Raw genomic sequence first — 20,130 nt, 5'->3', positions numbered from 1 at the left:
TTTTCCCTCGGCATGGGGCGCGATGAGTACGCCCCTCAGTCATTAATTGATTTTGAAATCGATGGGCACGCTGACCCAGCCGACCTGGGCGACATCGCCCTGTTTGGCCGGTACGAAACTCCAGCGTTTCACGGCATTCAACGCCGCGTCGTCGAGTTGCTGGCGACCACTGCTTTTCTGGATCTGGATCTCACCCGGTTTGCCGCTCGGCAGAACCTGGACCCGTAACAGCACCGTGCCTTCCCAACCGCGACGCTGCGCCAGCGACGGGTACTCCGGCGCCGGGTTCTTCAGGTACGCCGCATTGGCCGAAGCCGGCGTCACCGGAGCGGGTGCCGCAGGGGCGGGCGGTGCTGCGACCGGTGCTGGCAGTTGTGGTGGCGCCGGCGGTTGCTCGACCGCTTTGGGTACAGGCTTGGGCGCCGGCTTGACCACGGGCTTGGGTTTTGGAATCGGCTTGGGCGCTGGTTTCGCGGCCAGTTCGTCGACGATGGGCGGCGGTGGTTCGACCACGGGTGGCGGTGGTGGCGGAGGCGGTGGCGGTTCGACGACGGGTGGTGCCGGTTGCGAGAACTCGATGGTCATCGGCGGAATCTGCGGCGGCACGACAGGCAATACCGTGGTCGGTTGCTGAATGATCCAGAAGATCACCGCGCCGTGTGCCAACAACGCGAGCACCCCGAGCAAGACGCCTTCACGGCGGCTTAACACGTCTTTGGGTGCTCGCTGCAACCGCAGTCGCTCCAACGGCTCTCGAGGTGCCCGGCCGAGGTCGACCAGCGCGCCAACCGGCGCCTGGCTCCATAGCGCCTCCGGCACCGCGGCAGTGGTTTGGACTTTGCCCATTACTGACTCCAGTTATGAAAAAGGCTGTACAGAGCAAAAGAGCAATTACTGTGCCCAACCTTTCCAAACGGGCCTGGTGGCTGTCGGCTTTGGGGGAGGAGGCCTCGGTGGTGTTCATTACTCGATGGGGAGCTGCCATTCACGCAGCAACGTTGCTGTCCGACTGCTGCTGTAGCAGCAAGCAGGCTCAGTGTTTAGCGGCCTCCAGGCTGGCGCTGCGCGGCGATTGAGCGAGTACGCCGATCTTTTCCAGACGGGCGCGCACAATGTTGCGACTGATGCCCAGAACTCTCCCGGTCTGCAATTGATTGCCATGGCAAAACCGATAGGCTTCACGAAACACCGTTTCTTCGATGTGCTCGTAAAGGTTTGGCAGGTTCTGTTCGAACAGTTTTGCCAGTGCTTCTTCCAGGCTCGCAGGCGACTGGGCGGTAGCAACGGCCAATGGCGAACCGTTCGCGCGAGCGCCGTGGTTGCGCATGTCCACAAGGTGCAAGTCTTCCGGTTGCACACGCTTGTTCAGGCACACGAGCAACGCGTGATGAATGGAGTTTTCCAGCTCGCGGATGTTTCCCGGCCAACTGTGCTCGAGCAGCTTGCGTTCGCATTCCGGGCTCAATGTGGCGCGGTTGTAGCCAAGTCGCTGGCAATGTTCTTCAAGGAAAAATTCTGCCAGGGGAAGGATGTCGCCCGGCCGTTCACGCAGTGCCGGCAGGCGAATCGTTGCGACGTGCAGACGGTAGAACAAGTCCTCGCGAAAGTTGCCGGCGACCACAGCATCGGCCAGGTTGACGTTGGTGGCGGACACCAGACGCACATTGATCGGGATCGGCGTGCGCGAGCCCAGGCGCACCACTTCGCGCTCCTGCAGCACTCGCAGGAGCTTGACTTGCATGTTCAGCGGCAAGTCGCCTATTTCATCGAGAAACAGCGTGCCGCCCTTGGCGGCTTCGAACCATCCGGCCTTGCTGGTGGTGGCGCCGGTGAAAGCGCCTTTCTCGTGACCGAACAATTCGCTTTCCACCAGTGTCTCGGCAAACGCTCCGCAGTTGACCGCGACGAAGGGTTCGTTACGACGATGACTGAGATTGTGAATGTGCCGCGCGACCAGTTCTTTGCCGGTGCCGGTTTCGCCCATGATCAGCGCGTTGGCATCGCTGGGCGCCAGGCGCTCAATGCGATTGAGCAGTTCCAGTGAACGAGGGTCCTTGAACACCAGTACGGTGGCCCGGACCGATTTGGTCAGTTCGCGAGCATGGGGATGTGTAATCAGTGCCATGGTGCTATTCCTGTAGCTAAGACCGCCGAAGAATCATGCACGATATTCATTTAGATTAAAAAATTCTTAATTCGAATTTAGTTATTCGTTTAGGGAATATTGATTTGCTGGATTTCGGTGGCTGTAAAACACCGGGATGCAAGGGGCCGTAACGGCTCAAACCCGCCCTTGAAGGCCCGCTGGCAATCACCGCGGGAGCGACGAAACCACGCGCTAATGACAACCTACACGTGCGCAACCTCGACGTGATCGCTGCCGACCAGCTCGGTCAGCAGCTCGTCCTTGAGCTTCTGCAAGCGCGGCGAATGGCGTTCGCGAGGGTGGGGCAGGTTGACGTGGATTTCGTGTTTGATGCGCCCCGGACGAGCGTCCATGACGATCACCCGATCGCCGAGGTACAGCGCTTCTTCGACGTCGTGAGTGACCATGATCATCGTGCTGCGTTGCTGCACCCACAGGCGTTGCAGCTCGCGTTGCAGGTGGACGCGAGTCAGCGCGTCGAGGGCGCCAAACGGTTCGTCGAGCAAGAGGATTTTCGGTTTGTTGATCAACGCGCGGGCAATTGCTGCACGCTGTGCCATGCCACCGGACAACTGATGCGGGTAGGCATTTTCAAACCCTTGCAAATTGACCAGCTGAATGTGTTCAGCCACCAGTCGGGTTTTCTCCTTTTTCGTCAGGGGGTGGTTTTTCAGGGCCACCGCGATGTTTTGCTCGACGGTTTTCCACGGGAACAAGCGGTGGTCCTGGAACACGATGCCGCGTTCCAGGCTGGTGGAGTCGATACGTTTTCCATCGAGCAGGATGTCGCCGCTGTACTGGGCTTCAAGGCCGACAATCAAACGCAGCAAGGAAGATTTTCCGCAGCCGCTGGCACCGACGATGCTGACGAATTCACCGGGTTTGACCGACAGGTTGATGTCCTGGAGCACCGTTAACGGTTTGCCTTCGATGGCGTACTGCTTGCCCAGGCCGCGTATGTCCAGGGAACCCGGCAGGTGGGTGGTCTGATCCAGCCAATGTTGCTTGAGTGATGCGTTCATGATTGATCCAGCCTTTAACGAGTGTCGCGCCAGCGCAGCAGGTGCTGGCTCAAGCGCGTGAACAATTGGTTCATTGCGTAGCCGAGCAGGCCGATGCAGAGCACGCCGATGACCACGACTTCCATGCGTGAGCCCGCCTCGGCATTCATCATCAGGTTGCCCAGCCCCGCGCCAGTCGAGAGAAACAACTCGACACCGACGGAACTCACCCAGGCGAATGCCAGGGCATGCAGCGCACCGTTGGCGATGGAGGGCAGGGCGCTCGGCAGTAGCACTTGGGTCAGTTGCTGAACCGGTCCAAATTCGAAAACCCGGCCGACTTCCCGGTATCGTGGTTCGATATGGCTGAAGCCTTCAAAGGTGTTGAGCGTCATGGGATAGAACGCGGCGAGGCTGACGATCAGTATCTTGGCTCCCTCACCACTGCCGAACCACAGGGCGATCAGCGGGATCAGTCCCAGGATCGGCACTTGTCGCATCATGTGGTAAAGCGGCCCGATGACCCGCTCGACCACGGTCGACATCGCCATGGATGCACCAACGGCAATACCCAGCGTGACCCCCAGCAGCAGCCCGATGCAGGTACGTTGCAGGCTGGCCAGCGTGCTGATCAGCAACGCACCGCTGTCGATCAACTCCACCAGGCCTTGGCCGATCACTTCCAGGGGTACAAACGCATAAGCCTGCGCGCTGCCCTGGCGCGAGGCGATTTCCCACAGGCCGATCAGTACCATCGGCAACAACAAGCCACGACCTCTACGCAGCAGGTGAATCAGTGAATTCATGTGATTCTCCTAACGGGTTTTCCAGCGGAACAGGCGTTTTTCCAGCAGGCGAAAGCCATGGTCGAGGACGAAGCCGATCAGCCCGATCACGACCACGCCGACCATCACGATGTCGATGCGCATCAACTGTCGCGCCATCTCGATCATCTGCCCCAGGCCGCTGTTGGCCGCCAGCAGTTCGGCGGCCACCAGGACCATCCAGGCCCGGCTCAGGCCGATGCGAATTCCCGTGAGAATCGGCGGTGCGGCGGCCGGAAAAGCAATGTCGAAGATCAGATGCCGCAGCGGTAATCGGTAAATTCGCCCGAGCTCAAAGTAGTTGCGCGGGATCGCCTTGATCCCTTCGCTGGTAGCCAGTGCGACCGGGAAAAACACCGCTTTGGTGACGATCAGGATCTTGAACGTCTCTTCCACGCCGAAGGCCAGGATGAACATGGGGATCAAGGCAATAGACGGGATCTGGCGCAGGGTGTGAAACAACGGCGAGCAATACACCTCGACCGTTTTCGACAGGGCCAGGGCGATCCCGAACAGCAATCCGCCGCTGGCGCCGAGTGCGAAACCCAGGCCCAGGCGACTCAGGCTGAAGCGGGTGTGCTCAAGCAGTTCGCCACTGTCCAGCAGGTCCTTGAAGGTGTCCCAGACCACTGCCGGTGGCACCAGCAACTGCTCGGAGTAGCGGCCGGATTGCGCGACCAGCGCCCAGGCCAGCAGCACCAGGAGCGGCGAAACAAACCAGCTGAGCCGATTGGGCCGGAGCCGTCGAATGAACACGCGGGGCTGAGCCGCGACACTGATCAGGCTGCTCATCAGATGGCCAGCCTGGTTTTACCCAGCACCGACTCCAGCGGCCGGGGATCAACCCAATCGCGTACGTTGAAGGCATGGTCGATGAAATGATGCCGATGGAGGAAACGGGTCAGGTCCTGCAGGGCCAGCAGGGACCTTTCCTCGAGGCGGGTGACCAGTCTGCGGTGCGCGTCTTCGCCGTAGGCAGCGGCGACGAAATATTCGCTGGTATTGAGTTCGCGGGCGAGAAAGCGTCGGGTTTCGTCGGCGTGGCTCCAGGCCCACTGTTCGGCCCGTAACACGGTTTCGACGATCAACGCCGCTGCATCGAAATGCTCGTCGAGCATGTGCTGATCCACCGTCAAGGTACGCGGAGTACCGATGTTGCTGCGAATCATCGGGTCCGGGTGCGATCCGGTATCGATCACCACCTGAAGCCCGAACTCTTCAGCCAGTAGTACTCCATGTGCGCCCTTGGCGAAGACCGCATCGATGTCGCCGCGCAACAGGCCGATCAACTCATTGTTGCGCCGTCGATTCTTCAAGGCTATTTGTGCGCCGAACACATGCTGGATCGGTTCGTCGCTGTGAGTACCGCCGTAGGGATAATCCACCAGTTCGACGTCAGCGATACCCAGCCCCTCGAGTTGCAGGGCGTTTTCCAGGGAGCGCAGTGCCTGGGCGCGACCAAAATCAATCTGCACGTTGGCCCATTTGGGGATGCCGAAACGCCGGTTGCGCAGATCACGGGTGGTTTTGATCCCGCTTTCCGGGGTGGTCAGGATCAACTGGACTTCGTCGCTCCAGGACAGACCCAGCACGCGGGTGCTCTTGCCGCTGGCTTTGGCCCAGATCGCCGGGGTATTTCCTCCATGACGGACCGAGTTGTCCAGGTGGTGGTCGAAATGCGCCTCGCGCACTTCCCGGTCGGAGGATTCGCGCAAGCCTTGAATATTGGTGCCGTAAGGGCGAAATGCTTCGGCAAGACGGCCGGATTCGACAGCGATACCCAGCCCGGTGGGGACCGGGCTATGGGTGTACCAGAGTGTATCGAGAGGTTTTGTCATGCAGGCAATCCAGACAGGTCATGGCGCTGAAAATCGGAACGGGCAGGGGCCACAGCCGGCTGCCCGAGGCAATGTGTCAACCGGTGCGGGTAGCCACCAGACTGCGCAGCGTTTCCTGAGGACGCGGGTCGATCCAGTCGGCGACGGAGAACGACGCCGGGATGAAGTTCCAGCGATGCAGGAAATCGGTGAAGTCCTGCACGCCGTTGATCGAGCGCTCATCGAGGTTGGTCCGCAGTCGCTGGTGCGCGTCTGTGCCATACGCCGCAGTTACCCAGAACTCGCTGCTGTTGGTTTCGTGGGCCAGGAAGCGCCGGGTGTCCTGTGGGTGCGTCCAGGCCCACTCTTCGGCGCGCACCACCGACGACAGAATCGCCACGGCCGTGTCGAAGTGCTGATCCAGCAAATGGCTGTCGACGCTGAGCGTGCGTGGGGTGCCGTTGTTCGAGCGGATCAACGGGTCCGGGTGCGAGCCTGTGTCGATCACGGTGTGCAGGCCAAACTGGTGGGCCAGTTGGGCGGCGTGTGCGCCCTTGAGGAAAATGGCATCGACTTCGCCGCGCAGCAGGCCCACCAGCTCGGCGTTCTGGCCACCATTGCGACGCCCGCCGAAGTTGGCCACGCCGTTGACGACCTGGGTGGCCTCATCGCTGAACGTGCCGCCGTGGATGTAATCCACCAGCTCGACATCCTTGACCTCGAGACCTTCGAGTTTGAGCGCGTTTTCCAGGCCGCGCAGCGCTTGTGCGCGGGTGAAGTCGATTTGCGCATTGACCCAGTGCGGCAGGCCGAACTTGCGTCCCTTGAGGTCCTTGACGGTTTTGATGTCGCTGCCGGGCAGGGTCAGGATCAGCTGGATTTCATCGGCCCATGACAAGCCGATGACCCGTGTGTCGCGACCGCTGGACTTGGCCCAAATGGCGGGGATGTTGCCGCCGTGGCGAACCGAGTTCTGCAGGGTGTGATCAAAGTGGGATTCGCGCACGGCTTGTTCGCTGGACTCACGCAACGACTGGATGCGCGTGCCTTGCTGTTCAAGGGCTTCTTCCAGCCAACCCTTTTGAACGGCGATGCCGAGGCCGGTCGGCACTGGGCAGCGGGTGTACCAGAGTGTTTCGAGGGGATGGGACATTGTGCTTACTCCATAGGTTACGGCAGGTCTTCACGGATGCGGTTGATCACCGATTGCAAAGGGCAATTGCAACGGGCATGCCACGCCGTGACTCGATGGCAAAGCCCCGTGCTTAAGGGGCTTTGCCGGGATGGTTGCGAGTGCTGTCAGGATCCGTTGCTGCTGCAGCAGCAATGGATCAGCAAGGTCGTTGGATGATCAGCAACCCAAAGCGGCATCAGGCGCTCGCAGGCTGTGGCGTGGCGGGCGTGTGTTCGTTGTGTTCGTAGGTGCGATACAACGCGGCGTAGGCCCCGCCCTGATGGAGCAGCGCGGCATGGTTGCCCAACTCGATCAGTTGGCCGTTGCGCACGACGCCAATCCGGTCGGCGTCGCGAATGGTCGCGAGTCGATGGGCAATGATGATGGCCGTGCGTCCTTCACACAGGCGCCGCAAGGCTTTCTGGATGCGTCGTTCGGTATGGATGTCGACAGCCGAGGTGGCCTCGTCGAGGACCAGTACGGCCGGGTCGGCGAGGAACGCACGGGTCAGGCACACCAATTGTCGTTGTCCATGGCTGAGGTGGGCACCCAGTGCACCGACTTCGGTGTGCCAGGCCAGCGGCAGTCGCTCCAGCACTTCGTCGGCGCCCAGTGCCTGTGCCGCCGCGATCAGTTGTTCATCGCTGGCGTCCGGGCGGACCAGTCGCAGGTTGTCGAGGATCGTGCCGCTGAACAGCACATTGTCCTGGAGCACGACGCCTACGTTGCGGCGCAGTTGCTTTTGCGTCAGCTGCCTGATGTCGATGCCATCGAGTGTCACCGCACCGTGCTGCACTTCATAAAATCGCGTGAGCAGTTGCACCAGGGTGCTCTTGCCATGTCCGGAAGGGCCGACAAGCGCCAGCACTTCACCAGCGGGGATACGCAGGACAAAATCCTCGATCACGGCTTTTGCGCCCGGCTGATAAGCAAACGTCACGTGCTCGAAGTTAACCGCGCCGCGGGCTTTTTCGAGGGGGACCGGGGTGTCGCTGTCGAGGATTTCCGGTTGGGTATCGAGCAGCAGGAAAATCCGCTGGGCCGATGCCGAGCCAGTGGCATAGCGCTCGAGCAGATCGGACAGTTCCTGCAAGGGGCCGAGGAACAGCATCACGTAGAACAGGCTTTCGGCGACTTGCCCGACTGTCAGTTGATGTTGAGCCAGGCCATACGCTCCCAGCATCAGCAACATTGCCATGCCAACCGCCGCGAGCAGCCCGGTAAAGGGCGCGAACCAACCGGAGCGCAGGTTGCCGCCAATCAAGGCTTCGTTGAAGTCTTCCAGCAAACGTCGATATCGCAAGCGGTTCGTGTCCTGCTGTACGCATTGCTGAATCATGCGTGCTCCGGCCACGGTTTCCACCAGGTGCGCGGTGAAGCGGCTGCGGTTTTCCGCAACCCTGGCCCATGTGCGTTGCGAGATCCTCTTGAAGCTCCAGGTCGCCACGCACAACAACGGCACGATGCCCGCCAGACCGAGGAAAAACACCGGTGAGATCAGCCACAACATGATCGACGCGACGCTGCAACGCAGCAAAGCGCCGAGCAGTTCCGGCGGGCCCTGGATCAGCAGCGCTTCGAGACTGTCGACGTCACGGTCCGCGCGGGAAATGATCCGGCCGGCCTTGGTCCGGTCGAAGTAACCGATGCTCAGCGCCTGTACGTGGCTGAACACTCGCACCCGCAGGTCGTTGAGCACGCGAATGGCCGCGCCGCCGGCAATGTATTGCGAGAGGCCGGCCAGCAGGAAACGTGCACCCCAGGTGGCAGCGAGCCCCACGCCCAGCAGGCTGACCAGCGTCAAATCGAGCAGCCATGCATCGCCTTGGCGGACCAGACCGCGGTCGAGCAATTCGCGGACAAACCAGGGACGCAGGAACACGGCGACCACCAGCAGCAACTCAAGCCCGATCACTGCCAGAATGCGTGAGCGCACTGGGCCGAGCAGCGGCAACAGTCGACTGAACATGCTGCGATCCAGCCCCTTTTTGGCCAGTGCCTCCTCAATCTCGATATCGCTGAGTGCTTTACCGGGCAATGGATTAGTCATGTTCGACCCCCAATAGGTCACGGTAGAAAGCGTTGCGTTGGACCAGCTCGGCGTGTGTGCCGCTGTCGGCAATGTGCCCGTCTGCCAGTACCAGCACCCGATCGGCGAGCTGGATGGTTGACAGCTTGCTGGAGACAATCAGCAACGTAGTGGTGTGCCCATCGTGTTGCAGCAGGCCTCGAATGTTGTGGATCACCCGGCGTTCGGTGAGTGAGTCCAGCGCACTCGTGGCGTCGTCGAGGCACAGGATGTCGGGGCGTGCCAGCAGCGCGCGCGCGAGATTGATGCGTTGGCGTTGGCCGCCGGACAGCGTGACGCCGCGGTCGCCCAGTGAGGTGTCCAACCCGTGGGGAAGGCGTTCCAGCACCTCCTCGGCAGCGGCCAGGCTCAAGCCCCGGCGCAGGCTTTCATCACTCGCCCCGGGGGCGGCCAGGCGCAGGTTGGCGGCGAGGGTATCGGAAAACAGAAAGCTTTCCTGGGGCACGACGTGCACGCGCTTGCGCAACTCCTCCAGCTTGAGTGTGCGCACGTCCTGCCAGCCATCACGGCTGGAACCGAGCGACACCGTACCCTCTTGAGGGTCAGTCAGGCGCGGCAACAGGCTTGCCAGCAGACTCTTTCCGGCGCCTGTGGCCCCCACCAGGGCGACGACCTCGCCGGGCTGCAGCGTGAAGTTACAGTCGCGCAGAATGCTTCGACCGCCACCCGGTGCTTGAACGGTGACATGCTCCAGGCGCAACCCCAGCGGTCGCGTCGACAACGCCTGGGTTCCGCTTTGAATGGTCTGTGGCGCATCGAGCAATTGCCAGATGCGCTCGGCTGACGAGCGTGCATCGGCGAACACCTGCATTACCCTGCCGATGCCTTCGATGCGGAAAACCAGCGTGGTGGCAATCAGTAGGGAAGTGACCCATTCACCGATCCCCAGATGGCCGTCGCGAACCAGCAGGGCGCCATAGACAAAAATCCACACATGGCTGAGCGCAACGATCAGTTGCGGCAGCGGAATCCGTGAGCTGGCAAACGCCAGGGCAAGGCGCGCCTGCTCGGCAAAGAAACCGACTTGCTGGCTGAATCGATCGATACGACCGGCCTCCAGCGCGAACGACTTGATCACCCGGACACCGCCGATGCCTTCGCTGAGGTCCTGATTGACCCGGTCGTAGGCGGCGCCCACTTCACGGTCGAGGATCAACAGGCGTTCAGTCTGGCGCACGAAAATCCACAGGCCCAGACCGGTCAACAGCAACGGCAACAGCCCCAGCCAGGCGTCGTACCAGGCCAGCAGGCCCACCGTGGCCAACAGGATCAACGGTGTTTCCACCAGTTGCCGCCAGAAGCTGATCAGCGCATCGCGCAACTTGTCCGCGTCACGGGTGGTACGGCTGATCATCTCGCCCATACCGTGTTCCCAGTGGTAGCCCAGCGGCAGGGTTTGCACTTGCTGCAGGATACGCTCGCGCAGACGGGTGAGCAGGGCCTGGCTGAGGACCAGCGACAACACGCCACTGGCATACTGTGCAACACCGCGCACCAGCGCCACGGCGAGCAACAGCCCTGTCCAGAACCATGCGCGACTGGCATCCAGGCTGCCGTCATCCAGGCGAATGACGGCCTGGCCGTTATTGACTTCGTTCAAGGCATGCCCGACCAGGCATTGTTGTACCGCCAGCCCGACGCTGACCACGAAGAACAGGAGGGCGGTCAGGGCGAAGCGCCGCGGCATTTCTCGATAGATCAGCAGGCTGCGCAGCAAAGGGTAATGCTCGATCATGGGTTCACTTCTTTCAAAACCGATGTCTGGATTGTGAAAACCCCGCAGACACCGGGGTGTGTGCGGGGCAGGGTGCGGGAGTGACGCTTGTTCGGCTGATTAGCCGGCGATTTTCAAGTTGTTTGGCGCAGGTGCTGCGTCTGCGACGGGCCGTTGATGCACCAGTGGCAGCACTTCCTGGCCAATGCGCAGGGCTTCTTCGAGGTGTGGGTTGCCGGCCAGAATGAAGGTCGAGAAACCGGCGTCGCGGTATTCGGCCAGGCGTTCGGCGACGTTCTCGTGGCTGCCGACCAGGCCAATCGTCGGCCCAGGTTTGGCTTTACCGAAGCCGGCCCACAGATTGGGGCCGATGATCAGGTCTTCGAAGCGTTCGGAGTTCTGGTGATAAGCCGTCTGCCGGGCCGCACCGACGGAGTCCGAACCGCTGGCGAAGCTCTTGATGAACTCGCTGGTCCTGGCGTCGATGCGATCGTACTGGCGGCGCAGTTCCGACCATGCCGCTTCTTCGGTCTCACGGGCGAACAGGTCAATACGAATGCCGAAGCGCACTTCCCGACCTTGCTTGTCGGCCAGCTCACGCACACGTTCAATGTGCGGCTTGAGTTTGTCGACCGGCTCTGCCCAGTTCAGGTAGACATCGGCGTGACGGGCTGCAACGTCAAGCGCCGGGTCGGAGAACCCGGAGAAATACACGCTCGGCTTGCGCTCCTGGGTCAGGCCGCGTGGCAGTGAACCATTTTCCAGTTGATAGACATCGCCATGGTAGGAGAACGATTCGTTCTCCCACAGGCCCTTGATGATGTCGAGGAATTCGCCGGTACGCTTGTAGCGCAGGTCATGGCTGAGGAAGTCGCCGTTGGCGCGCTGGGCCGCCGGGTTGCCGCCGGTGATGATGTTCCAGTCGAGACGCCCACGGCTGAGGTTCTGCAAGATGGCCGCTTGCTGGGCCGCGTATGCCGGCAAGGTCCAGGTGGCCTGAAACGCGATCAGGAACTTGATCCGGCGGGTTTCCCGCGCCAGCGCCGCTGCGGCGATCCATGGCTCCGGGCCGGTCGGCAGCAGCGCCCCTTCGAAGCCTGCGAGCTCGGCGGCCTTGGCCACTTGCGCGATGTAGTCGATGTAGGTGAAACCATCCGGCTCACCGTTTGGCAACCGGCCTGGCGCAATGTTGCCCGGACGATGAATCGCGGCGCCACGGGTGTTTTTGTCAGTTGCCAGATAATGCCCGTCACTGCCCAGGGGCAGGCGCCAGAAAAATTCGGTACTCATAAAAAACTCCAGAATCATAAACTCGGGCCGGTCGGTACGAGAGCCGCGGTGTTGCGGTAATTGCAACGGCTGTGCCAAGCCCTCGGAGGCCCGTGGGGCGGGGCTTCTGGCGCTGTTGGTGGGCACAATGGCTGGCGGCTGCTGGCGCAGCAGCAGTTGATCAGCAGGTCGTGCTGGTGATGCAGCAAGAGGGCGGCGGCGTCTGGCCCACATCCTTTTGTGCCGAATAAAAAGCTTTGCAAACAGTGGGTTAGCGATCTGTCGCAAGCTGGCACAGGAAGTGCTCTGCAGGTTGACATGCCTGGACAGCGGTCCGGCATTCTCAATCGATTAGTTGGAGTGTTTTGCCATGACTCACGTGTTGACTGCCGAACAACTGACTTACCTGGATCAGGCCAAGCGCGATTTTGCCAAGGCCTATCGCGTGCTGAAAAATACCCGCACCCTGACTGCCACCAACACCTTTCAGGCTTATCTGCGTGTGCCTGAGAGCCGTCTGGTGATCGCCCTGCACGCACCTGGCCCTTGGGCGGATGACGAAGAAATCCGTGCCGTGGTAGCTGACTATGACGGCGTGTTGTACCTGGACGAATCCACAGCCGGCAGTTCGCCGTTGAGCGGCAGCAAGGCCGGTGGCAACGGCAGGCGTTACGCAAAGGTTTTCGCCGAGCGTGCGGAAATCAATCTGGTGATTCACGTTCACACCCCTTGGTTGGGCGGTTGGGCCAGCGCGCATCGGGTATTGCCGATCCGCTACGCGGCTTCGCAACGTGTGACCCTGTCCCGCGAATTGCCGATCTACGTGGACCGTCGTCAACCGGAGCCGGACTTCATCATCGAGAACCTTGAGCGCAATCCACACCTGCAAGCGATCCTCGAGGCCAATGGCGGCGCGACCTTCTGGGGTGCCGGCATTATCTCGGTGTCCAAGCTGATCCTGCTGATCGAAGAGGGCGCCTGGTTCCAGGGCCTGGCCGAAGGACTGGGCGGCTCGAAGGAGTTCGGTCCGGGGGTGTTGGAGCAGCAATGGAACATGACCGGTCTGTGGGAGCAGGGCAAAAAACTCCTGGAAACCGCGGCCTGATGCAGGAATGAGCCTGCTTGCGATAGTCGTCAACGATAACGCGGGCTGTCTGGATGCCCGTGTTGTCCAGACGGTTTTCGCGAGCAGGCTCGCTTCTGCACAAGAATCGCCCCGCCGATGGTCACTTCCACTCTGACGTCAGGTTCAGGTTTTTCAGGCCCTGTTCAACGAAACGGTTGTCAAGAAGGTCATCTACCTTGACGTCCTTGCGTATCAGCCTGGCCTGGAGGCTATAGGCGATACCGTCCTGATAATGCTGGCGCAGGGTTGCGTTGATCAGCGGGCTGAAGTGATCCTTCCAGGACTCGCCTTCCACTTCGCGCAGCAACACGCTCTGCGGCTGGCCCGACTGCGACAACAGCTCGATGTATTGCGCCTTGTGCTGTTGCTGCGAGGCCCATTGCAGCGCCTTCAGATAGGCATCCACCACCAATTGCGTGACTTCCGGCTGCTGCGCGATGAACTCGCTGGCACCGAACAGCTCCGCGCGCATTTTCCAGTCTGCCGGTGCCTCTTTGCTTGACCAGATGATCTTGCCGACCTTTTTATCCTCAAGCAGGTACGCATCGCTCAAGGTAAAAAAACCGTCGATGCGCCCGGCACTCAGTGCGGCGCCGCCCGCCTGGGGGTTGAGATTGAACATACGGAAATCATCGAACCTGAGGTGCCGGGATTCCAGCAGCTTGGCGAACGACAGTTCCCATGGCCGCCCCCGGTGCAAGGCCACGCGCTTGCCTTTGAGGTCATCGATTGACTGTGCAGTGGAGTCGGGCGGCACCACCAGGTACACATTGTTACCGGTGCCGCCGGCCGCGAGCAGCCTGGTCGAGACGCCGGAGGAATTGAGGATGATGCTCGGCAGGTCGCCGTAGAACGCGAAGTCGATGCGCTTGTTGGCGAATTCTTCATTGACGAAGGTGCCCACCGATGCAGTGGCGGCCGGCACCCATTGCAGCTCGACACCGCGTTTGGCCAATTGCTCCTTTAGCCACGGATCCTTGTCCATCAGATAGGTCGGGCCGTTGAAGGTGATCTTGCCGGCATTCGAATACGCGACGGTGGCGATGCGCACGGTTTTCAGCGGTTCGGCCGCGAGGCTCAATTGACTGGCGAACAGCCCTAGCGCCAACGAAGCGGGCACTAGCAGGCGGGAAGGAAACAAGCGCGAAAGTTTCATAAGGATCTGCCTTGTGTGGCGGTGACCGGCAGACACCGGCCACCGGGATTGATTAGAAGCGGCTGGTCAGCGAAACGCCAAACGTGCGTGGGTCGCCAAACATCACGCCGGCGCTCTGGAAGCCGCCGGGCAGGGTATGGCTGCGATATTCCTTGTCAGTGAGGTTGTGCACGTAGCCGGTGACCTCGGTTTTACCGCCCGGCAGTTCATAGGTGAGCCGGGCATTGCCGAGGGTGTAGCCGCCGCTGCGCATGTTCTGGCTTTGATCGTTGGTGAAGTAGTACTGGCGGCTGCGAGTGTCCCAATCGGTGCCGACGACGATGGCGCCACCGACATTCAATGGAATCCGGTAGTCGGCGCCGATGACCGCAGAGACGTTCGGCGCGCGCACGAATTTGTTGCCCGAGTAATCGTTGGGGCCCGAGGTGTAGTCGGTGAATTCAGTGTGCAGCAGGCCGAGACCGAAGTTGACATGCAGGTTGTCTAGCGGTATCGCTTCCAGTTCGAACTCGGCGCCGTAGGCCTCGCCCTGTGCGCCGTTGGCCAGGCGCGACACGGTCTGGTTGTTGACGGCGGACACGATGTTTAACTGGATGTCTTTGTAGTCGTAGTAGAACAGGTTGGCGTTGGCGTTCAGGCGGCCATCGAACCACTCGGACTTGAGCCCCAGTTCGTAAGCGGTGAGGTATTCCGGATCCACGGTGGCCACTGTCGATTGCGTGGTAACGCCGGCGTTGTAGCCGCCGGAGCGGAAACCCTTGGAGTAGCGGAAGTACACCCGGGCGTTTTCCGACAGTTTGTATTGCGGGGTGAGGTCGTAGGTCCAGTCGCTCCAGGTGTTGCTTTCATCTTGCAGCGCGGTGACGCCCAGGGCCGAGGTGACATTCTCGGGTTTCCACCAGTCGCCACCACCGAAGCTTGCCTGGCCCACGTTGGCCACTCGGTTCAAGTCAATCGACTTGCGCTCGCGGGTCCAGCGCAAGCCACCGGTCAGGCTGAAGTCGTCGGTGAAGTTGTAGGTCACGCTGCCGAACATCGCGTAGCTTTCGGTCTGCTGGTCGTACGCGACTCGGTTGTAGCTGCGGTTGATGTAGGTGTTGTCCAGCGTGCCGTTGGCGCCTTTGGAGTCGAGGTCTTCGTTGAAGTAATGCAGGCCTGCCACCCAGTTCAGCCGATCGGTGCTGGGCGAGGCCAGGCGCAGCTCCTGGGAAAACTGTCGGCTGTTGGCGTAGGCGTAGCTGCGTTGTAATTCCAGCGGCGTGTTGTCGCTGTCGCTCAGCGCATCGCGCTTGAACGATTCGAGCGCGGTGATCGATGTCAGTTGCAGGTCGCCCAACTGCCAGATCAGATTGAGGTTGCCGCCATCCTGTTCGATGCTCGCGCTGTTTTTGGCGTTGTAATACACATCGCCTTGCTTGGGGTCCACGTGATAGCCGAACTGGTTGTTGCCGTTTCGTCCGGTGCCATAGTTGACGCTGCTGGAGCTGCCGGTGTCGTGGTAACGGCGGCTGTGGAAGTTGATGTTGGCTTCCAGGTCATCCGACAGTACGGCGAGGAACTGCAGCCGAATCGCGTCATCCTCAAGGGCGCCACGGTCGTTGTCATTGGCTTTGTTTTCGCTGTAGCCGTCATTGGCCTGATGACGGATCGCAACGCGGGCGGCGAGTTTGTCGTCGACCAACGCGCCGCCAACGGCGCCTTCAACGGCACGATTGGCGTAGGTGCCCGCGTCCAGCTTGTAATAGCCGTCCTCCTTGAAGGACGGTTTTTTCGAGATGAAGTTGATGGCGCCGCCTGTGGTGTTCTTGCCCCACAAGGTCCCTTGGGGGCCTCGTAGCACTTCGACACGGTCCAGGTCGAACAACGGAAAGCCGGTGGCGCTGATGTTGGAGATGTAAACGTCGTCCATGTAGATGCCGACCGGGCTCACGGTGTTGGCCCCCTGGTCGCCGGTACCCAGGCCGCGAATCCACCAGCGCGGGCGGCCGTGACCGTCGGTGGTGCCCGCCGAGGTGTTGGGAATGAAGCGGGTGATTTCGTTGGCGGAGTTCAACGACGCCTCGCGGATTTTGTCGCCGCTGAGGACCGAGATCGGTGCGGGTACTTCCTGTACGGTTTCTTCGCGCTTCTGGGCGGTGACCGTGACTTTTTCCAGGGTCGATCCGTTGGAGCCCGACGCTTGTGAATCGAGATTTTCGTCGGCGTAGCTGCTGTTGATGCAGAGACTTCCCAGGCTGACAGCAACCGCGATGGATAAACGTGTGCGTTTGAACATAGTGCTCCCCATTACTGCTTCGAATGAGAGGTTGAATACTCTCGCAAGGCTAATGTCGGGTCTGTGTGTCAGCCCGTTTACAGGGGATATCGCAACAACCGTACCGAAAATGAAAAAGACCGAAATAAAATATAACCACTTGAAAATAAAGGAAAAAAATTATTGAAGGGTGATGGCTTGGTTCATTTTCAGCAAACGGACTGCTGGTCTGGACGCACCTGCTGGGAGGGTGCTGCTGTAGCAGCACCCGGGCTCGAAGGGGGAGGGATGTATCAACCGGTATAGGCGTTGGACCGCTCGAGTAAACCGGTACGTTTCCATTGCAATTGGAGTGCGCCGGGGGTGTACACCTGTGCACCACCCAACTGTTCGGCAATCGCCTGGTAACGCGCGGCCTCTTCGACAAAGAGGATGAGCTCCGAGGTCTTCAGAATCCCTTGGCCCCAGAAGTTGGCGCCACCGTTGGATTCCAGTAATGCCGGAGGCGGCGCCAGTTCAGGGTGCTTGTCCAGACGTTCGCGAATCACCTCCAGGGCGCTGCGCGTGCGCTCCAGATGGTTGGGGATTTCCCGCGCGAGCAGGTGGCGGGCCGCTGCCACATAGAGGATCGGAAACGGCTTGTGCGCCAATGACCAGGCCGGCAACCAGGCGGTGTGCGCATGGATCACGGTGTCGGCTTGCAAGCGTGTTTCATTGATCAGTGAGTCAGGGTGATCCGCGAACGCCGACAGGCTGATCTTCGGCGTCTGGTCGCGTGCCAGGCCTCCGGGGAAACGAATCCCCAGCAACTGGTCCGTTCCGGGGATTCGATGGGAAATGTGGAACGTCAGGCTCGCCGATAGCGTGCCGTTCGCCCGCAGCGTTTCAAAGGCGTGGAGGGCATCGACCCGGGCCTGATCGACATAGGCGAGCAAGTCGATATCAGTGGTGCGTTCAATAGCGGACATACTGGGTTCTCCTGAAGGGACTGTCGGTGCGATTGCAATCGCACGTCACCCGGGAGAGCACAGCCCGTGCCATCACGTTGTTTTCAGAGATTATGCTGCTGCGATCAAGGACAGGGCGGCCCGATACCTGCCGTGACAGGCGGAATATGCTTCAGATGTGCTGGATATGCAGCAGCGGATAAGCAGTCTGGCATGTTGCTGGAGAGTGCAGACGGTGAAGTCTGCGGCCGCAAGTTCGCTTTTCAGATGGGCGTGGGCAAACGCCGAGTTGGGGGCTGCCAGGGATGCCAGCAGCACAAGTGAAGTCGGTACTATTTCGAACTGTGGACAGTCATCCGTATGACCTCGAACGCAGAGAGGTCGTAGCGCCCGCCGTGAGTGTCAGTCGGTACGCGATCGCTGGCCGACCGCGTACCGAATGAATCAGAAGTCCAAAGTCACCCCGGTATACAGCGCTCGCCCGTCACCCGGCGAGTGCAGCGAGGCCTTGGCGCCGTCGGGGTCATACCAGACGTATTCATAGTAGCGGTTGGTCAGGTTTTTCAATTGCAGGTCGACACTGACGGACTCGGTCACCTGGTAGGTGGCGCCGAGGTTCATCAAGACATAGCCGCCGTAGGTCCCCTTGGTGTTCTCGCGCTCCAGGTAGTAGTTGGTCTGGCCATTCATCCAGGCCGTCAATTGCAGGGCAGGCGTGGCCTGGTAGCTGACACCGGCGTTGTACAGGTGATGAGGAATGTGGTCGATTTCCTGGCCTTTGCTGTTGGGCAAGGTCGAGCTTGGCTGGAGGATTTTCGAATACTGCCAGGAGTAGGCCATCCAGAGGTCGGTGCGCTCGTTCGGGTGCAGGTTCATCTGTGCGTCATAGCCCCAGCGCCGGGTTTCGCCTACGTTATCCGACTCGCCACTTGGGTCGTTGAGTCGACGACTGACTTCGCCACTGGCCTCCTGTTGCCAATAGGCCACGCGGCCGTCGATCCAGTCCGCCGGGGTGAACTTGATGCCGGTTTCCCAGCCATCGTTGATGGACGGGGCCAGGTCGGTATTGCGCGGTGGAGTCTTGTAGGCCGCCGCGCCTGTGCCCACCTGGAAGGTGCGCCCCCAGTTGGCATAGAGGCTGGCCACGTCCCACGGTGAATACACCACGCTGAGCTTGGGTTGTTTGATCAGCCCGTAGTCATTGATGTCGTAGTCCATGCCGGTCATTTCGTTGGAGAAATCACCCTGGATCTTGTCGACGCGATACGCCGGGACGATCTTGAGCGACTCGAACGGCTTGATCTCGGCCTGCACGTAGGCGCCGTAGGTGTCGAAGTCGAATTGCTGATCACGGGTTTGTGCCAGGCGCGCACGCTCCCTGGTGCGGTAGCGCTCGCTCTTGTTCTGTTGCTGCTGCATGTCCGCGCCGCCCTCCAGGGCGAAGTCATGCAACCAGCTGACCTCAGGGCGCCAGGTCAGGGAGGTGAGGGCGCCGTATTGGGTTTCGTAGGTGTCGCGCTCTTGCTGGGCACTGGTGCTCCAGTATTGTGTCCAGCGCCGGTCGTCGAAGGTGTTGATATAGGTTTTTGCCGACCAGGCCAGCGTATCGGCCAGCTCGGTATCGAAGTGCACGCTGACCTGGTTCATCCGCCGCGTGCCTTTGTCGGTGGCGTTGTAACTGTTGGTCATGGTCGGGTGTTGGTGAGCATCCTCTTCACTCAAGTAACCGGGTTCCTGCGCCTCGGTTTCGTAGTGACGGGCGATCAGGCCGATGCGGTAACTATTGTCGTCCGGGGTGTAGAACCATTTGCCGGACATCGAATACCTGTCCGCCTCGGCGTGATCGCGATAACCGTCGGACTTCTGGTAGGCGAAGAAGTAGTTCTGCGTCCAGTTGCTGCCTTCGATGCCCTTGGCCAGTTGAGTTTCCTGGGTGTTGTAACTGCCGTAGCGAATTCGTGCCTTGGTGTAGTCACCGCCAGTGCGGGTCAGCATATTGACGTTGCCGGCGATGTTATTCAGCCCATAGCGCGCATCGCTGGTGCCGCGTACCACCTCGATGCTGTCCAGTTCCATGGGGAAAATCATGTCCATGTACGGCATGTTGCCGTCGTTACTGTTGCTCGGGATGCCATCGATCAGCAGCTTTACCGCGTTGACCTCGCCTTCACCGTTGAACCCGCGAAAGGAGATCTTGCCGGAAGTGGTGCCCTGGTTGAATTCGGTGAGCATCACTCCGGGGGCGCGACTGAACAGTTCCCAGCTGTAGTTGACCGGCATTTTTTCCAGAATGTCGGCGCCAAGGATATCCACTGAGCTGAGCACGCTGCTGGTGCTCAGAGGTCCACTGCTGCCGGTGGCACCCTGGACCGTCACCGTGCCCAGGGTCAGGGTCGAGTCTTCGACCTTGGGGGTTTCCGCGAGGGCGCAAGGCAAAGGTGCCAAGGCGAACAGACCGCACGTCAGCAGCGAGCATTTGAAAGGAGACACGGGCGCAGCCTTTGCGCGAAGCAAAGTCGTAAAAGCAGGCATAACTCAGATTTCCTGATGACCAAGAGCTTTCCCGGGGAGCACGTTGGTGTGCACAACGCCCAGGCAATAGAAACCACGCCG

The 20,130-nt window shown here is 60.6% G+C and carries 15 protein-coding genes; 1 reads left to right on the top strand and 14 read right to left on the bottom strand.

Features of this window, described 5'->3' with window-relative positions:
- Positions 1-42: 42 nt before the first annotated feature.
- The 10 genes from BLV61_RS02150 to BLV61_RS02105 form a co-directional block, all read right to left on the bottom strand.
- Positions 43-846, bottom strand: coding sequence for an energy transducer TonB (locus BLV61_RS02150; protein WP_090462203.1), 804 nt, complete (start codon positions 844-846; stop codon positions 43-45).
- 187 nt (positions 847-1,033) lie between these two features.
- Entirely contained in the window at positions 1,034-2,125 is a 1,092-nt protein-coding gene (locus BLV61_RS02145; RefSeq protein WP_090462201.1) for a sigma-54 interaction domain-containing protein, read from the bottom strand.
- A gap of 224 nt (positions 2,126-2,349) precedes the next feature.
- Entirely contained in the window at positions 2,350-3,168 is an 819-nt protein-coding gene (locus BLV61_RS02140; protein ID WP_090462199.1) for an ABC transporter ATP-binding protein, read from the bottom strand.
- Between the two features lie 14 nt (positions 3,169-3,182).
- Positions 3,183-3,953 carry an ABC transporter permease gene (locus BLV61_RS02135; RefSeq protein WP_208604195.1) on the bottom strand — a complete coding sequence of 257 codons (771 nt, stop codon included), beginning with the start codon at positions 3,951-3,953 and terminating at the stop codon, positions 3,183-3,185.
- 9 nt (positions 3,954-3,962) lie between these two features.
- A complete protein-coding gene (locus BLV61_RS02130; RefSeq protein ID WP_090462197.1) occupies positions 3,963-4,763 on the bottom strand; it encodes an ABC transporter permease in 801 nt (266 codons plus the stop codon).
- Complete coding sequence (locus tag BLV61_RS02125) at positions 4,763-5,809, bottom strand: ABC transporter substrate-binding protein (RefSeq protein ID WP_090462195.1); 1,047 nt, start codon at positions 5,807-5,809, stop codon at positions 4,763-4,765. The genes BLV61_RS02130 and BLV61_RS02125 overlap by 1 nt, the downstream gene beginning before the upstream one ends.
- Before the next feature lie 76 nt (positions 5,810-5,885).
- Positions 5,886-6,941, bottom strand: coding sequence for an ABC transporter substrate-binding protein (locus tag BLV61_RS02120; protein ID WP_090462193.1), 1,056 nt, complete (start codon positions 6,939-6,941; stop codon positions 5,886-5,888).
- Positions 6,942-7,158: 217 nt separating this feature from the next.
- Complete coding sequence (locus BLV61_RS02115; RefSeq protein WP_090462191.1) at positions 7,159-9,012, bottom strand: ABC transporter ATP-binding protein; 1,854 nt, start codon at positions 9,010-9,012, stop codon at positions 7,159-7,161.
- Positions 9,005-10,786 (bottom strand): ABC transporter ATP-binding protein, encoded by a 1,782-nt coding sequence (locus BLV61_RS02110; RefSeq protein ID WP_090462189.1) that lies wholly within the window; start codon positions 10,784-10,786, stop codon positions 9,005-9,007. Before BLV61_RS02110 ends, BLV61_RS02115 begins: the two co-directional genes overlap by 8 nt.
- A gap of 99 nt (positions 10,787-10,885) precedes the next feature.
- Positions 10,886-12,055, bottom strand: a complete 1,170-nt coding sequence (locus tag BLV61_RS02105; protein ID WP_047529609.1) for an LLM class flavin-dependent oxidoreductase — start codon at positions 12,053-12,055, stop codon at positions 10,886-10,888.
- Between the two features lie 349 nt (positions 12,056-12,404).
- On the opposite strand from BLV61_RS02105, the gene BLV61_RS02100 reads away from it, so the two are divergent.
- A complete protein-coding gene (locus tag BLV61_RS02100; RefSeq protein ID WP_090462187.1) occupies positions 12,405-13,139 on the top strand; it encodes a class II aldolase/adducin family protein in 735 nt (244 codons plus the stop codon).
- Between the two features lie 121 nt (positions 13,140-13,260).
- Here BLV61_RS02100 and BLV61_RS02095 read toward each other — a convergent pair whose 3' ends face one another.
- The 4 genes from BLV61_RS02095 to BLV61_RS02080 all read right to left on the bottom strand — a co-directional run bounded on the left by BLV61_RS02095 (position 13,261) and on the right by BLV61_RS02080 (position 20,049).
- Positions 13,261-14,316 carry an ABC transporter substrate-binding protein gene (locus BLV61_RS02095; protein WP_090462185.1) on the bottom strand — a complete coding sequence of 352 codons (1,056 nt, stop codon included), beginning with the start codon at positions 14,314-14,316 and terminating at the stop codon, positions 13,261-13,263.
- A gap of 52 nt (positions 14,317-14,368) precedes the next feature.
- A complete protein-coding gene (locus BLV61_RS02090) occupies positions 14,369-16,591 on the bottom strand; it encodes a TonB-dependent receptor (protein ID WP_047529606.1) in 2,223 nt (740 codons plus the stop codon).
- 272 nt (positions 16,592-16,863) lie between these two features.
- Positions 16,864-17,538, bottom strand: a complete 675-nt coding sequence (locus BLV61_RS02085; RefSeq protein WP_047529605.1) for a class II aldolase/adducin family protein — start codon at positions 17,536-17,538, stop codon at positions 16,864-16,866.
- A gap of 423 nt (positions 17,539-17,961) precedes the next feature.
- Positions 17,962-20,049: a TonB-dependent receptor gene (locus tag BLV61_RS02080; protein ID WP_090462183.1), complete on the bottom strand. Its 2,088-nt coding sequence runs from the start codon at positions 20,047-20,049 to the stop codon at positions 17,962-17,964.
- Positions 20,050-20,130: the final 81 nt, after the last annotated feature.

Origin of the sequence: Pseudomonas mohnii, assembly GCF_900105115.1 — a bacterium.
Classification (GTDB): domain Bacteria; phylum Pseudomonadota; class Gammaproteobacteria; order Pseudomonadales; family Pseudomonadaceae; genus Aquipseudomonas; species Aquipseudomonas mohnii.
This window is presented reverse-complemented; position numbering and strand designations above follow the sequence as displayed.

Excerpts from the sequence above, each read along its gene's own strand:
- BLV61_RS02120 (WP_090462193.1), bottom strand. The coding sequence starts at position 6,941 with ATGTCCCATCCCCTCGAAACACTCTGGTACACCCGCTGCCCAGTGCCG.
- BLV61_RS02105 (WP_047529609.1), bottom strand. The coding sequence starts at position 12,055 with ATGAGTACCGAATTTTTCTGGCGCCTGCCCCTGGGCAGTGACGGGCAT.
- BLV61_RS02125 (WP_090462195.1), bottom strand. The coding sequence starts at position 5,809 with ATGACAAAACCTCTCGATACACTCTGGTACACCCATAGCCCGGTCCCC.
- BLV61_RS02115 (WP_090462191.1), bottom strand. The coding sequence starts at position 9,012 with ATGACTAATCCATTGCCCGGTAAAGCACTCAGCGATATCGAGATTGAG.
- BLV61_RS02095 (WP_090462185.1), bottom strand. The coding sequence starts at position 14,316 with ATGAAACTTTCGCGCTTGTTTCCTTCCCGCCTGCTAGTGCCCGCTTCG.
- BLV61_RS02140 (WP_090462199.1), bottom strand. The coding sequence starts at position 3,168 with ATGAACGCATCACTCAAGCAACATTGGCTGGATCAGACCACCCACCTG.
- BLV61_RS02145 (WP_090462201.1), bottom strand. The coding sequence starts at position 2,125 with ATGGCACTGATTACACATCCCCATGCTCGCGAACTGACCAAATCGGTC.
- BLV61_RS02110 (WP_090462189.1), bottom strand. The coding sequence starts at position 10,786 with ATGATCGAGCATTACCCTTTGCTGCGCAGCCTGCTGATCTATCGAGAA.
- BLV61_RS02130 (WP_090462197.1), bottom strand. The coding sequence starts at position 4,763 with ATGAGCAGCCTGATCAGTGTCGCGGCTCAGCCCCGCGTGTTCATTCGA.
- BLV61_RS02080 (WP_090462183.1), bottom strand. The coding sequence starts at position 20,049 with ATGCCTGCTTTTACGACTTTGCTTCGCGCAAAGGCTGCGCCCGTGTCT.
- BLV61_RS02090 (WP_047529606.1), bottom strand. The coding sequence starts at position 16,591 with ATGTTCAAACGCACACGTTTATCCATCGCGGTTGCTGTCAGCCTGGGA.
- BLV61_RS02100 (WP_090462187.1), top strand. The coding sequence starts at position 12,405 with ATGACTCACGTGTTGACTGCCGAACAACTGACTTACCTGGATCAGGCC.
- BLV61_RS02085 (WP_047529605.1), bottom strand. The coding sequence starts at position 17,538 with ATGTCCGCTATTGAACGCACCACTGATATCGACTTGCTCGCCTATGTC.
- BLV61_RS02135 (WP_208604195.1), bottom strand. The coding sequence starts at position 3,953 with ATGAATTCACTGATTCACCTGCTGCGTAGAGGTCGTGGCTTGTTGTTG.
- BLV61_RS02150 (WP_090462203.1), bottom strand. The coding sequence starts at position 846 with ATGGGCAAAGTCCAAACCACTGCCGCGGTGCCGGAGGCGCTATGGAGC.